General features: G+C 43.3%; 14 protein-coding genes and 1 pseudogene. 7 read left to right on the forward strand and 8 right to left on the reverse strand.

What is annotated here, in order from left to right; genetic code table 11:
• On the reverse strand, nucleotides 1-1,354 hold a 1,354-nt coding region (locus A3735_RS13930), incomplete at its 3' end, for a DUF1329 domain-containing protein (protein ID WP_068638173.1).
• Nucleotides 1,355-1,678: 324 nt separating this feature from the next.
• Between A3735_RS13930 and A3735_RS13935 the strand changes: the two genes are divergently transcribed.
• Nucleotides 1,679-2,035, forward strand: a complete 357-nt coding sequence (locus A3735_RS13935; protein WP_068506937.1) for a hypothetical protein — start codon at nucleotides 1,679-1,681, stop codon at nucleotides 2,033-2,035.
• Between the two features lie 73 nt (nucleotides 2,036-2,108).
• Here A3735_RS13935 and A3735_RS13940 read toward each other — a convergent pair whose 3' ends face one another.
• Nucleotides 2,109-2,675 carry a hypothetical protein gene (locus A3735_RS13940; protein WP_068506939.1) on the reverse strand — a complete coding sequence of 189 codons (567 nt, stop codon included), beginning with the start codon at nucleotides 2,673-2,675 and terminating at the stop codon, nucleotides 2,109-2,111.
• 195 nt (nucleotides 2,676-2,870) lie between these two features.
• The gene (locus tag A3735_RS13945) at nucleotides 2,871-4,319 is read right to left on the reverse strand and encodes a malate:quinone oxidoreductase (RefSeq protein ID WP_068506940.1); all 1,449 of its coding nucleotides are present in this window, start codon (nucleotides 4,317-4,319) and stop codon (nucleotides 2,871-2,873) included.
• A 359-nt stretch (nucleotides 4,320-4,678) separates the two neighbouring features.
• Here A3735_RS13945 and A3735_RS13950 point away from each other — a divergent pair, with 359 nt between their 5' ends.
• Nucleotides 4,679-4,984 carry a DUF962 domain-containing protein gene (locus A3735_RS13950; RefSeq protein WP_068506944.1) on the forward strand — a complete coding sequence of 102 codons (306 nt, stop codon included), beginning with the start codon at nucleotides 4,679-4,681 and terminating at the stop codon, nucleotides 4,982-4,984.
• A 51-nt stretch (nucleotides 4,985-5,035) separates the two neighbouring features.
• On the opposite strand, the gene A3735_RS13955 is transcribed toward A3735_RS13950, so the two are convergent.
• Entirely contained in the window at nucleotides 5,036-6,202 is a 1,167-nt protein-coding gene (locus tag A3735_RS13955; protein WP_068506966.1) for a carboxylesterase, read from the reverse strand.
• A gap of 180 nt (nucleotides 6,203-6,382) precedes the next feature.
• On the opposite strand from A3735_RS13955, the gene A3735_RS13960 reads away from it, so the two are divergent.
• Nucleotides 6,383-7,012 carry a TetR/AcrR family transcriptional regulator gene (locus tag A3735_RS13960; RefSeq protein WP_231875540.1) on the forward strand — a complete coding sequence of 210 codons (630 nt, stop codon included), beginning with the start codon at nucleotides 6,383-6,385 and terminating at the stop codon, nucleotides 7,010-7,012.
• A gap of 566 nt (nucleotides 7,013-7,578) precedes the next feature.
• Here the strand turns inward: A3735_RS13960 and A3735_RS13965 are convergent.
• Both A3735_RS13965 and A3735_RS13970 read right to left on the reverse strand, forming a co-directional pair.
• Nucleotides 7,579-7,899, reverse strand: a complete 321-nt coding sequence (locus tag A3735_RS13965; protein WP_068506946.1) for a type II toxin-antitoxin system RelE/ParE family toxin — start codon at nucleotides 7,897-7,899, stop codon at nucleotides 7,579-7,581.
• The gene (locus A3735_RS13970) at nucleotides 7,892-8,143 is read right to left on the reverse strand and encodes a type II toxin-antitoxin system ParD family antitoxin (protein ID WP_068506949.1); all 252 of its coding nucleotides are present in this window, start codon (nucleotides 8,141-8,143) and stop codon (nucleotides 7,892-7,894) included. Before A3735_RS13970 ends, A3735_RS13965 begins: the two co-directional genes overlap by 8 nt.
• Nucleotides 8,144-8,496: 353 nt before the next feature.
• On the opposite strand from A3735_RS13970, the pseudogene A3735_RS13975 reads away from it, so the two are divergent.
• Nucleotides 8,497-9,546, forward strand: a pseudogene (locus A3735_RS13975) (ExeM/NucH family extracellular endonuclease); the annotation flags it as partial.
• An 88-nt stretch (nucleotides 9,547-9,634) separates the two neighbouring features.
• Here the strand turns inward: A3735_RS13975 and A3735_RS13980 are convergent.
• On the reverse strand, nucleotides 9,635-10,171 hold the full coding sequence (locus tag A3735_RS13980; protein WP_068506953.1) for a GNAT family N-acetyltransferase: 537 nt from the start codon (nucleotides 10,169-10,171) through the stop codon (nucleotides 9,635-9,637).
• A gap of 68 nt (nucleotides 10,172-10,239) precedes the next feature.
• Nucleotides 10,240-10,572 carry a zinc ribbon domain-containing protein YjdM gene (locus A3735_RS13985; RefSeq protein WP_068506955.1) on the reverse strand — a complete coding sequence of 111 codons (333 nt, stop codon included), beginning with the start codon at nucleotides 10,570-10,572 and terminating at the stop codon, nucleotides 10,240-10,242.
• Between the two features lie 206 nt (nucleotides 10,573-10,778).
• Here A3735_RS13985 and tmpT point away from each other — a divergent pair, with 206 nt between their 5' ends.
• The 3 genes from tmpT to A3735_RS14000 all read left to right on the forward strand — a co-directional run bounded on the left by tmpT (nucleotide 10,779) and on the right by A3735_RS14000 (nucleotide 12,822).
• Complete coding sequence (tmpT, locus tag A3735_RS13990; protein WP_068506959.1) at nucleotides 10,779-11,420, forward strand: thiopurine S-methyltransferase; 642 nt, start codon at nucleotides 10,779-10,781, stop codon at nucleotides 11,418-11,420.
• A gap of 54 nt (nucleotides 11,421-11,474) precedes the next feature.
• Nucleotides 11,475-12,035: a bifunctional 2-polyprenyl-6-hydroxyphenol methylase/3-demethylubiquinol 3-O-methyltransferase UbiG gene (locus tag A3735_RS13995; protein ID WP_068506961.1), complete on the forward strand. Its 561-nt coding sequence runs from the start codon at nucleotides 11,475-11,477 to the stop codon at nucleotides 12,033-12,035.
• Between the two features lie 178 nt (nucleotides 12,036-12,213).
• Entirely contained in the window at nucleotides 12,214-12,822 is a 609-nt protein-coding gene (locus A3735_RS14000) for a Yip1 family protein (RefSeq protein WP_068554227.1), read from the forward strand.
• Nucleotides 12,823-13,059: the final 237 nt, after the last annotated feature.

Below are 13,059 nucleotides of genomic sequence, written 5' to 3' on the forward strand. Positions count from 1 at the left end.
GCTTGAAATGACGTGAACTCGGTGCTTCGTCATCAAAAACTACCGCACGCTTCTCTTCTGAAGACAGACCGTTGGCACTATATCTTTGCGATCGTAAATCATGATAAACATTCACGCTCGCCGCTGTACCGGGAAGCTCATAATAGTTTTTCATTAGCGCCATACTCACACGCCATAGCTCATCATACTTATCATACTGATCAACCAATGAGATACCCCAGCTATCTTCATCAACATAGTACACTCGTTCTTTATAGACATGACGAACCCCCTTCTTTAGTTTCGCTTTCACCACGTGTACTCGATGCAACTCCCAGCGAATATACTCAGGGTTGAGGTGCCCCGCTAAAACCAGGTCTGCATACTCCACCCCTTCAGCGTCAACCTTATAATTATTATATGGGATAAAATATTCTTTCAAACCAACATACTCCCAGTTATAACGATCGGGAGCACCGTTATACATATCCGTATCGTCAGCAGTTCGTGTGTTATCTGATGATGCAATCGGTGAATCGTAAGCTAAGTTCGGTGCCCGCCTAACTCTGCGCTGACCAGAACTATAATCCCACACCTGACGCTCCTCTTTTATCTGATCAAGAGTTTCGTGCACTAACAAAGCGCCACCCGCTAAACGCGCGGGCGCTTTATTAAACGCAAGAAAGTAGAAAAGAATATTGTTTAGCTTCTTAAAACTCCCATTAGGTTTATGGAAATTGAATAATATTTCGTATTGCTTCGTAATCGGTGTGAATGCACCATTTCGCTGAACCGCCACTTCCGTTGCACTTTTGGTGAGAAAAACACCTCTCCAGCGCGTCAAATGGTTCCACATAACCTGTAAAGCCTTGTCATCACTGCTGCCATGCAAAATTGGAAATGGCACGCCACCAAAAGCATTTTCGAAGCCCTGGCCATTATCGAGAAGCTCTGAGGTAAGGGCATTCTTACGCGTATTCTTGCTGACCCACTCTGGCAAGGAGTGTGAGCGATGAGTAGGATAAACGTTTATTTTAAAAGTCTCTGGGTAAGTCTCAAACATTTTATACTGACCTGGAGTCAGCTTTTTCTTGTAGTCTTTGTAATTGCTCTGGTCGATCGAGAACTTAATTTCATCGTCGGCGAAGGGGTCGACATGAGGAAAACCGTTGCCCTTAAACCCATCTGGCACCTCGGTAATACCACCATCCCAAGCAGGAATTGTTTTGTATTGATTACTTTCTTTAACTGAGCCAAAAGGAGTCAAAGATACGCCTAATTCAGCTGCGGCCTCCGAAGAAACTTTTGCTTGCGCATTAAAGGACAGCATGGCTATAACAGTTAAACCTAAGAAAGATAAGGATTTTCCATTCATATTCTACACCTTACCTGCTTAATTTGAGGCTTTATAAATTACTTGAACAACGGCAATAGCGAAGCTTGATAAACTCAAAGCATACTAATGGAGCAAGCCGGAACTAATTAGTATAGGAAGGAAAACCTTATTTTCCCAACCCACTGTTTTAAACCTGAGTGAATATTTATATCAACACTAGTCTCTTTGACATTTATGCATCGCCTCTATCATCAAGTGACTAAATCTCTTCATCTACTTCAACATTCGTACTTGTTGAACTAAGATTATCTAATACCTTCACTTTCTACAAATCTTCATTATGAAAACAGCGGAGAATTTCCTATGTACCAAAATTTTGTATCTTCTTTTTTACTTGTTTGCGTTCTAGTATTCGGCTCGGGTTCAGTGCTTGCAGATAAACACGGTCGCTCACAGTGGGTAGACATCAGCAGTGACAAAAAACCATTTAACAAGAATTGTGACTACAAAGTTTGGGTTCTTGAAGACAAGGAGTGGGCTGAGACCTGGTACCTAGAAGCATTTGATAGTGAGAATGCTTTTTACACTATCAATCGCCAAAGCAGTATTTGGAGCGATAAAGATGACTTTTATGCACTTAACTACAAAGATAAAACAAAGTTTTTAACTGGCGAAAACTTTATTGAGGTGGTGCCATTCGCATTATGCTTGATGAAGTAAACTAATTATTCTTGGCTATCAAGGCTCGTTCTCAAAAGACTGCAAGCTTCTGAGAACGACCTAGCGTCTAGGGTTATGATAAGACTGTAGATAGATGGACGCTTCCTGAGAAGTCGTTTGTAGACCATTCTTTAAATGCTTTTGCTCCGAGCTTTACTGTATTCTTAGAAGGCGAGTTTGAGCAAGTCACCAAAGCTTGCGAGTAAACTTTACTCACCTCCTTTGCAGAAAAGCCCAGACTCTCTCGAAGCAGCTCCACAATAAGCATATGCCGCTGCTTTGACGACAAGCCATTCATCTTAACGACAAACTCTACTGCCCCAATAAAAAACAAACCAACTTCACTTCGGTTTTCTTGATCCTCAAATACTCGTTTCTCTCCAGCCCCTTGATGAACACTATTAATATGAAACTGAGCAAAATCAATTAATTGGGATGAGAACCCTACAGCGTTACCCTCTTCAGTTTCATGCCTGCTTAGCTGACTTGCACGGTACAGCGACGATACTCTATGTAAGAGCAATAGCATTAAAAAAGCCGCAAGTGCACTGGCCGTTAGTGCCAAATTATCGTACAACAGCCCATAATCTTGCGAGAAAGAGTTCTGTATACCAAGGTTCATCCATATATCATTCGTCATCAAATATTCCTAGTCGTTACAAACAAAGGGGCCTTAAATAAATTCCCGAGGATTGTAACAAGTAAAGGAATGACAAATTATCCCAAAGTGGTAACAACAGGTAACACTGAGGTAAAACCTTGTGAAATAGCCCATAAGACCTAAGGAAGCGGATTGATCATCGGCAAAATCCCTAGGTGTTTGGGCTTGGAGGGCTTATCCGATGCCTAGGGTTTCATTGACATCATCACGGATAGCACGATAGAGCTTAGCGTCCTTTTCCAGCTTTCTGAGGCTGTGAACGGGGAAGATTTCTCGTAATTTGCTATTGCCTTCCTCATCTTCAATCAGGAATGGCATGAGTTGTTCAACCAGTCGCAACATCACTTCAGGTGATACCGACGCCCCCGGCGAGGCACCTAGTAGCGTCCCGTAGGTTTTATCATCAGAGACAATAATCTCGGTGCCCATCTGCAAGTCACCATCTTTAATGATTTGCACTCGCTGACCTGCCGGACTAACCTGCCAGTTGAATTTACTACTTAAACCTGGCGCAAAGTCTTCTAGTTCCTTCAGCATCTTTTCCTTACAAACAAAGGTCTCGGAAATAAGGTACTTCATTAATGGAAAGTGCTCTCGCGCAACATTCAAAAAGTTAGGGATATCATGAAAGCGCATAGACTTTAAGTACTCAAGGAAACCTCGGCCTTTTTCCAGCACCGGCATAAAGGTCGCAAAAGGACCAAACAGCAAGTAATGCTTTCCGTTAGCAGCACGCAAATCCAGATGCGGAACCGACATGGGTGGTGCGCCGACTTTCGCTTTACCGTAAGTTTTTGCAGAGTAGTGTTTAGCGTCTTCTTCACTAATAGGCGCCATCAAGAAGCGACCACCAACAGGGAAGCCTGCAAATCGAGTTCTATCTGGTAAGTGGCTTAGTTTAAGAAGCGGGAATGCGCCTCCACCTGCGGCAACAAATAGCGTGTCGCCTTTAAAGCGCATTTTCTGATCGCCTTTTTGGGTTTCAACTAGCCATTGCTTAACCGGGTTTTTATGAACACGCGTAACATGCGTTCCGTAGTGAAATTCAACCCCTTCCTGCTTTGCCAAATAAGCAGCCATTTGCTCGGTGATCGACTCAAAATTAACATCTGTTCCCGTCGCAATCATGGTCGCAGCCATCTTTTCAGAAGTCGGTCGATTTTCCATGGTATAGGGGATCCATGATTTAATTTCATCATGATCTTCCGAATACTGCATATGCTCAAAATAGTGGTGCTGAGACATTTCTTCAAAACGCAATTTCAGCTCATTGATACTGTCTTCATGAACCAGGGTGCAGTGTTTTGTCGGAACGATAAAGCTTGTAGGGTCTTCGATAATCCCCTTCTTAACCAAATAAGCCCAAAACTGCTTGGCGATATTGAATTGACCGTGTATTGCGAGTGCCTTTTCGACTTCGATAATATCCTCATCGACCGGCGTATAGTTCAATTCACAATTTGCTTCATGGCCTGTTCCCGCGTTATTGAATACGCTGGAGTTGCTTTTGGCTGGCCCAGAAAGGCGCTCTATGATGGTTATTTTAAGCTTCGGGTTCAGTTCTTTCGCTAGGGTGGCAAAGGTAATTCCCATTATCCCTGCGCCGACAATTACTACATTCATATAATACTCTTGCTTGTAAGCGTGGTTTAAACTTGATACGAGGAGAAGAGTCAGATTTGGCTTGTTTGAGGGTCACCCAAAGTAATGCCAAGATGTTTTTATGATGAGACTACAACACCTGATTTGCCGGTTGAGCTCGATGATAACGAGTTACCGGATTTTACCGGGCGCTATTTTATACAAATATCTGGCCTTTTTCGAGTGATTTGTATCCAAGACATAAAGCACCACTGCTTAACCGAAGCTAAAAAATCATGTTATCTATCAATTAAACTTAAGAGAAAATTCACCTTAGCAACAATTGGCACTGCAGCACCGATAAGATTACTATATAAAAAACAATAAGAGAGTTATCCAAAATGAAAACCTACCAAAGCTTCAAAGAATTCTACCCTTACTACCTATCTGAACACAGCAACGCGACATGCAGGCGCTTGCACTTCCTCGGTACTGCACTCGTTATTTTACTGCTCGTTACACTTATTAGTACGCAAAATTGGTCACTGCTAATCGCTCTGCCACTAGTCGGTTATGGTTTCGCCTGGGTCGGACATTTCTTTTTTGAAAAGAACCGTCCGGCTACTTTTACATACCCGCTATGGAGTTTAATGGGTGACTTTGTGATGTTTAAGGATATGCTGCTCGGCAAAGTTAGCTGGTCTTAGTTGTGAGGGAACCACTGTCTGGTCACGCAACATTCGCATAGAGCAGCATGTTTAATTCCGAAGAAAAAGTCTTAGAGCTTGCTCCATTTTCGAGTAGTAAGGGTTCCATGTTAAACGGGCAAATAGTTTGTCTTCTTCGCTATAACCCCATGCTGAAAACCATACACTTTCACCCTCTTCGCATCGGCGCGTATTTGAGGGATTAAAGCTGTTTCCGCACATTCGTTTTTCTCCTTTTTTGCCGTAGTAAGGGTTGTCTGGAGCGAATAGTGGGCTCATATGTGAGCCAGAACTGATTCTCAGTTCCGGCAGTTTCATAGACTTAGTGATAATCTTATCGTCTTCAATAATAGACTCTCCATACCAAATGAAGCGATTTGATGCATGGGTGAAGTTTGAGTCAAAGTATCCTTTGATGGCATGAGGGTTAATGACACTGTCTGCCTCGCTCATCACAATCAGGGTTGGGACATTTGTTTGCTTTGATTCAAATAAGTCTCTGACATATTGTGCACTCTCAGAGTAAGCGATCGAAGCATTAATTGGCGAGGAGCGATATCGGGCTAGGTTATCTTCTTCTGCCTTCCAGCCCCAGTCCATAAATGTCGCAAAGATGGGAGCCAAACGCTCTACAAAAGGTGAAAATGTCTCAAAGCCCGGAGAAAACAGAAGCAAACCATCAACACCACCCTGCTCAATGGCATTGATAGTCACGAGGTTTGCACCGGTAGAAAAACCGCCTAGTAAAACCTTGTTGTACTGTTTTTTCAGCTGTAGAGCATAGTGGTCAACAATGTCTTGCCAATCTTCATAGTGAGAGAGCATTAAGTCCGAAGGCTTACTTCCGTGCCCAGGCAAAAGTAAAACGTGAACAGCATACCCTTCGCCGTGGAGCGATTTAGCAATATCAGAAAAAGAATAAGGCGAGTCTCCCAAGCCGTGAACCAGCAATACAGCTTTCTGTGTCGGCTCATTAGGCATCAACATAAACGGTGCGTTCATGTTGATCTCTTTTTGCTTGTTCTGTGAAATAAAACTTCGGTTATGCGATAACCATGCTCTAGACACCTCTATATAGCTTTCAAAGTCTCGCTGAATATAATTGTAATACTCAGCACTCTGATGCAAAGGCATTTTGCTGTCCGGCATACTCGCACAACCTTTAACAATCATCAGTGCTGTAAGCACCAAAGCAACGCGCGCTATTAAACGTAACATGATTCTCTCCTTCTGACTTACAGCAAGCTGCCCGCTTCCATAGCGATCCATCACTGAGCCCACCATGACGTCGCCATACAATAAGTAAACTAATCAGTGCAGTTTACTTATTTAAATTGAAAAGTAAACTATGCAGTGTAAAAATGTACTTTATTGGTATTTAAGCTGTTGAGACTCAATGTGAACGTAATCTGTCAGACCTTAAGCGAAAAAAGCAAAAGCCGCAGTGAATTAAAGAGAGAGGCGATCATTGATGCCGCGAGAAAAGCCTTTAAGGAATATGGCGTAGATGCGACAAGCATGGATAAGCTAGCGGAAATTGCCCAGGTATCAAAGCGAACGGTCTACAATCACTTCGACTCTAAAGAAGCCTTGGTAATGTATTTGCTGAAAGATCTATGGGATCAGGCGATGGTGAAAATTGATGTTCATTATGATGCCGTCAGCCCCTTGGGTGAGCAGCTAACAGCATTACTAAAGCAAGAAGTGAATCTGGTGGGCGACAAAGAATATATCGATTTAGCACGCGTGGCGCTAGGGCACTTCCTGTTCCAGCCGGAGGCCCTACAAAAAGAACTTGAAAAGTTCGATGATGAAGACACCGCGCTGACGCTATGGTTAGAAAGCGCGTCTAAAGATAAGCGCATAAATTTACATGACACAGAGCTAGCTTTCACACAGCTTCACAACCTAATAAAGGGAAGTTGCTTTTGGCCTCAAGTTGTTCAAATTGCGCCTGTTTTATCTGAACCTGAAAAACAAGCACTAGTGCGCGAAACCGTTGATATGTTTTTGGCTCGATATAAATAATGATAAATATTAATTGTAAAAGTCAGCGCTTGAGCTGAGCTATTAGAACACTGCGTTCGACTAAAGCGCACGACTCCTGCGCATTACTTAGTCGTTAAAGTGCCAAATTCGGCCCCTAGTACGTACCTTGTAGGTCGGGTTTCAACCCGACAGATCGGTGCCAATGAGGTAGTTAATAGGTATTGTAAGCACCGCGTCGGGCTGAAGCCCGACCTACGAATAAAGTGCGAATATGCCAAGTTCGGACTCTTCGATATCAATAGGGTGTGCCGTGCGCACCAGCGGAGTTTGATACCTCGTCTTAGTAGGCAGAGGGTTCAACCCCTCGCATGAATCTGCCCCGTGCTAGCCCGCTTGCGAGCCGTGGAAGGCTCTGCCTACAGGTTAGGGAAATTGCTTTGGCCGCCCCCCCATTACTGTTTGTTTGAGTCGCGGGGTTTATCGGTGCGCACGGCGCACCCTATTTGAGTTGTCAGGGTCTTAAATGCGGACTCATTGGCACTAGTGAAGAAAATTCCGATTAGATGTCTCAAAAAGTTACATCAAATTCATTGGCGGCAAAGAGCTTAATCTTGATCTAGGATATCAATTAGATGTTTACTTGGTTCCATGCGTTGATGAAGAACCCTGAAGATTTCAATGCCACCCTGGCACTCTGCATAATAAATGAAATGTGACTCAACTCTTACATGCAAACAGCTTGGTAGTTGGATATCAAACGTATTTCCCTTCTGAGGATTGCAAGCTAATTGCTTAAACATTATTTCTATATCTTTGATATAACGTGCAGCTCGAGCAAAACCAAATTTCTCTAGGCTATAATCAAAAATAGCTTCTAAGTCTTCATCTGCTTTTTGGTGTACAAAAAAGCTTTGGTTTTTATGCATTATGCTTTTTCTTCATCCGTTGAATAAAATCATCAGCATTCCAATTTTCGATAATGGGGCTATTTTCACCATCTTTAATAAGCTGGCGTAATTCTGCTAGCTTTGATTCAGCGTAATGCTCTTGCAGAAGTCTCAAGCCAGCGCGAATGACTTCACTTTGGTTAGAGTAATCACCTGAACTAATCAGACCTTCAATAAAACCGCCTTGATCATCAGTAGGTCTAAATGTAACGGTATCTGCCATAACAAACCTCTTCGTAAGAATATGTCTTACAAATAAATTTACATGACTTTATTCAGGCTGGCAAGGAATTAACCAACACGGCTAAACAATAACTACACTTGAATTCGTTCAGCAAGATCAAGCGCATCATCTACTTCTACCGGTACNACTATTAGCACCGGTGATGAGGTAAGTCTTACCTTTAAGAGACTCGATTCGCTCAGGTGTCCAGCCTTTTGGGCCGAATTGATGTTTAGTAAATTGGCGGTTGGTAGACATTGCTTAAACTCCTTTATGTGGAAATAAGGAAATAAGGGGTCGGTGACAACTGATTCTTATTTGTCACCGACCCCTTAGGCTCTTCTACGGATCGTGGCGCTGACAATGCCGATGAGCTTCAGCGACAAGAAGATAAGATAGTGAATGCTATTCTAGCGATGAATGCTGATATCGTCGGTTTGATGGAAATAGAAAATGACGGTTTTACTGAACAGAGTGCGATTGCTAGCTTAGTCGCGGCAATTAATGCGGCAGGTGGCGATTATGCTTATATTGATCCAGGTGTCGATCAAATTGGTACGGATGCAATTGCTGTTGGTCTTATTTATAGAAGTACCCAAGTAAAACCGATAAAACAAACGGTCATTCTGGATAGCTCGGTAGATTCGAGGTTTAATGATGATAAGAATCGACCAGTCTTAATCCAAACCTTTAAAGAAAAAGGTTCAAAGGAGAAGCTTACCGTTGCAGTCAATCATTTAAAATCAAAAGGAAGTGATTGTGACGAATTGGGTGATCCTGACATGAATGATGGCCAAGGCAACTGTAACTTAACACGTACAAGTGCCGCGACAGCATTAGTCGATTACTTGAATTCTGATCCAAGCAATAGTCGCGATAGTGATTTTCTGATCATTGGTGATTTAAATGCATATGCTAAAGAAGACCCCGTTTCTGTCATCAAAGAGGCTGGTTATGTTGATTTGTTTGAACACTTTGTAGGTGATAAAGCCTATTCTTACGTGTTTTATGGGCAGGCAGGTTCACTTGACCATGCTTTAGCGAGTGACAGCTTAAGCTCACAGGTAAGCGGAGTCACTGAGTGGCATATCAATACCGATGAGCCTCGTGTTCTTGATTACAACACTGAATATAAGAGTAATACTCAAGTAGCGGATCTGTATAGCGCTAGCCCGTACAGAGCTTCAGATCATGACCCTGTGATTGTTGAGCTAGCTTTGAAATCACCGTTAAAGGGTGATTTTGATGAGGATGGTGTTTTGGGCTTTGCCGACTTTTTAATCTTGATTGATCATTGGGGGTGTAGAGATCAAAGCTGCGCTCAATATGACTTAAATAAAGATGGAAAAGTCAACTTCCGAGACATTCGTAAGTGGCTTAAGTGGTACAGGAAGTCACGATAGTTTTCCTATTACCATTCAATTAAAAAAGGCAGCTCGAAAGCTGCCTTTTTTGAACTGTACACACTCTTAGCACAGCACATACTCGCGTTTACCAATACTCAGCTTTGGCCAAAGCCTTAACACTTCTGGAACGGCCATCTATTGCTTCGATCGAACAAGCTGTCAGTGACTGTGCCAGCCACCCTTCTGGCTGACTCAATTCAAACGGAGCCTTGACCACGTTCTCACTAATCGGCTCAAAGCCTACTTTAGAATAATAATTCGGGTCACCATAAGTAAAAACCAGTTCTACACCAAGAGATTGTAGAGACTCAATACCATAGTTAATTAAGGATTGACCTACCCCCTGCCCTTGACAGGTCGTAGCAACGGCAACTGGAGAAAGAATAAAAGCAAGCTTGTCATTTGGGAGAAAAAAGCGACTCAAGAAAATCGCGCCGACAAGTTTTTCATCTTTTGAGGCAACAAAACCAAGCAAGTCTTCTTCTCTAGTGCTGGCAATCAAATCGGCAACTAAATCGCCAATTAACAAACCCTCGTCCAGTCCCTCGGCCATAGAAAAGACATCACGGAACAGCACAATCACTTCTTGTGACTGAGCAGGCGTAAATTCAGATAAATTCATCAGACCCACCCTTCTAAAGATATAACGCGAGAATATCGAAGCTCTCCTATAGAGAGAGCCTATCAACGCTAAGCTTTTTTAACGTATTTCGGTGTCACTTTAAGCGCACCGATTCCAGGGATCTTACAATCAATATTGTGGTCATCAGAGCTTTCGATCAGGCGAATATTTTTGATCTTGGTGCCAACTTTTACGACTGAAGAAGAGCCTTTGATCTTAAGGTCTTTAATAACGGTAACACTATCGCCATCAGCTAACACTGCGCCATTTGAATCTTTTACAATCAAACGATCTTCATCTTCTTCAGCATTAATGGGCCATTCATGGGCGCACTCAGGACAAACAAAACTAGGGCCGTCTTCATAAGGGTATTCAGAATCGCACTTCGGGCAATTAGGCATAGATATTCTCTTTTAGGTTTCAACATGAATCTAACAATGAATCAGCCTGCCCTGGGAGCAAGCTTTAAAGTGTTATTATCTACCAATTAGCATTTAGAATCTTCTAAATAAGTAAGATCCTTTTATGTCGACACTTAGTTACACTTGCCTAAGCGCTAGACAGCGTTAAAATACTTAACCTTCCTAAGCTCATCCCAGGTATCTCTATGCAATCCGATTTTTGGTTCAATTGTTGGAAAAACAACACCATCGGCTTTCATGAAAGTGAAGCAAACCCTAACTTGGTAAAACACCTCGACTTGCTCAAGCTCGCCCCCGGTAAACGAATACTTTTACCTTTATGTGGGAAAACTCTCGATATTCCTTGGCTAGCCTCTAAGGGATTTCAGGTTGTTGGCATCGAGTTAAGCGAGTTGGCCATACAACAACTTTTCGATGAAATGGGCGTTCGGCCAGAAGTGAGCACCCAGGGGCAAATTAAACGCTATCATGCTGAGAATGTNGACATACTAGTCGGTGATTTCTTCAGTGTCGATAAAGAAACGCTTGGCCAGGTTGACGCTGTGTTTGACCGTGGCAGTTTAGTTGCTTTGCCTGTAGAGATGCGCAAGCAATATGCCTCACACCTCAACACTCTGGTTGCTCGAACGCCTCAGCTAGTGGTTTGCTATCAGTATGATCAGAGCCTAATGAGTGGTCCGCCTTTTTCAGTTAGCGAAGAAGAATTGCGACAACACTACGCACAGCATTACAACTTACGGCCCCTTGATAGCACGAAGGTTTCAGACAAGTTTTCAGCAGCCTTTCCTATCACTGAATATGTCTGGCTACTTGAGCGCAAGAATTAAACCAGCGGCCCTTTTATTCTTGTTAGCAAGCCTACTCACTAGAAAGAGAAGACCATGAAAGAAGACCAAGCTCGCTGGAATAAGCGCTTTAGCGAGCGCCCGATGGTTCAAGCGAAAGCACCCGCTTTTATCGAGGAGGCTTTAGACCAGCTCCTACCCGGCAGTGTGCTTGATATTGCCAGTGGCGACGGTGCAGCAGCCTTATTCCTAGCCGCGAAAGGCTTTACTGTATCGGCTGCCGACATATCAGAAGTCGCCCTGGATCGACTGAACACCTTCGCACAAGAGAAAAACCTAGAAGTAAGCACTTATACCTTAGACCTCGATCACCCAGAACAACTAAACGAGCTAGAGACGTTTGATAACATCGTGATGACGCACTTTAAACCAGCGCCTCATTATTGGCCCCTGTTCATCGCACTGTTACGCCCCGGTGGAAAGTTACTTTTGAGCACCTTTAACCTCACCCATCATGAGAAAAACGGCTTTTCCCGTCGCTTCTGCCTAGAGCCAGGTGAACTCAGAAATATAAACGAGCACCTGGAACTCGAGCATTTCGCCTCCATTCAACGAGGTGAAAGTTATATGGATGATTATCTGTTTCGCAAAGTGTAAGCCTTCCTACGCTCACTCAAAAGCGGAGTTCATAAGAACAAAGGGGAAGTACACGTCGTTTTTTAAGTGCAAAGAGATCTAAGCTTCTGAACCCTGACTGGCCTATAATAAAACTGTCTAAGAAATAGACAGCGCAGTAACTCCTAAAAAACAATAATGATCAATAGAGGTTTACCGTATGTTATTAAGTCATGTCCCTGGAATGTTCACACACCCCGATGAAGAGTGGGAATCAATAAGAAAAGAACATTCAAGCCCGCTTAAGATGGCCGCCTATATCTGCCTTCTCGCCTTGATTGCCCCAGTATGCGCCTACATTTCAACCACTCAATATGGTTGGCAAGTGGGTGAAGGCCAGTTAGTTTACCTTTCTCAATCGAGTGCAATGACGCTCAGTATTTTGACTTATGTCGCCATGGTCGCGGGCATTTACTTTATTGGCTTTATGATTGACTGGATGTCTCGCAACTATGGCAGTGGCCATGATGAGTTTGCCGCGAACGGAATAGCACTCGTCGCTTACTCCTGCACGCCTCTGTTCCTAGCTGGTTTAGCACCACTGTATCCAGAGCCTTGGGTGAATGCTGCTATTTTCCTCGCAGCAGCGGGTTATGCAGCTTACCTGATGTATGACGGTTTACCTCATGTACTGAAGATATCCCAGGATCAAGCCTTCTTCTTTGTCGGTGCGATATTAACAGTTTCTCTGGTTTATCTGGTGACAACATTAATCGGCACCGTCATTATTTGGAGCATGGGCGCTGGCCCAGAGTTTGTCACGCGTTAAAGGGCAAACACTAAAAAGGAAATACCAAAACGCAGAAGGGGACTTATATTAAGCCCCCTTCTCATTTCATATGCCACTTACCACTGCAAACGAATATCTTTCATACGCTGTTTATCTGCTGGTAGCGTCGGCGCAGTATCCGGATCCACTTCCTTATAAACATTTGTCACCGGCGTAATGTTCGCGTCTCGACCATGGATAAAGTCCTGGTCAGCAACAATGGTCATGTAGGCTTTG

This window comes from Oleiphilus sp. HI0061 (assembly GCF_001635675.1).

Coding starts and splice junctions, on each gene's coding strand:
- A3735_RS13985 (WP_068506955.1), bottom strand. CDS start 10,572: ATGCCTAATTGCCCGAAGTGCGATTCTGAATACCCTTATGAAGACGGC.
- A3735_RS14000 (WP_068554227.1), top strand. CDS start 12,214: ATGTTATTAAGTCATGTCCCTGGAATGTTCACACACCCCGATGAAGAG.
- A3735_RS13955 (WP_068506966.1), bottom strand. CDS start 6,202: ATGTTACGTTTAATAGCGCGCGTTGCTTTGGTGCTTACAGCACTGATG.
- A3735_RS13995 (WP_068506961.1), top strand. CDS start 11,475: ATGAAAGAAGACCAAGCTCGCTGGAATAAGCGCTTTAGCGAGCGCCCG.
- A3735_RS13970 (WP_068506949.1), bottom strand. CDS start 8,143: ATGGCAGATACCGTTACATTTAGACCTACTGATGATCAAGGCGGTTTT.
- A3735_RS13940 (WP_068506939.1), bottom strand. CDS start 2,675: ATGACGAATGATATATGGATGAACCTTGGTATACAGAACTCTTTCTCG.
- A3735_RS13965 (WP_068506946.1), bottom strand. CDS start 7,899: ATGCATAAAAACCAAAGCTTTTTTGTACACCAAAAAGCAGATGAAGAC.
- A3735_RS13935 (WP_068506937.1), top strand. CDS start 1,679: ATGTACCAAAATTTTGTATCTTCTTTTTTACTTGTTTGCGTTCTAGTA.
- A3735_RS13945 (WP_068506940.1), bottom strand. CDS start 4,319: ATGAATGTAGTAATTGTCGGCGCAGGGATAATGGGAATTACCTTTGCC.
- A3735_RS13950 (WP_068506944.1), top strand. CDS start 4,679: ATGAAAACCTACCAAAGCTTCAAAGAATTCTACCCTTACTACCTATCT.
- A3735_RS13980 (WP_068506953.1), bottom strand. CDS start 10,171: ATGAATTTATCTGAATTTACGCCTGCTCAGTCACAAGAAGTGATTGTG.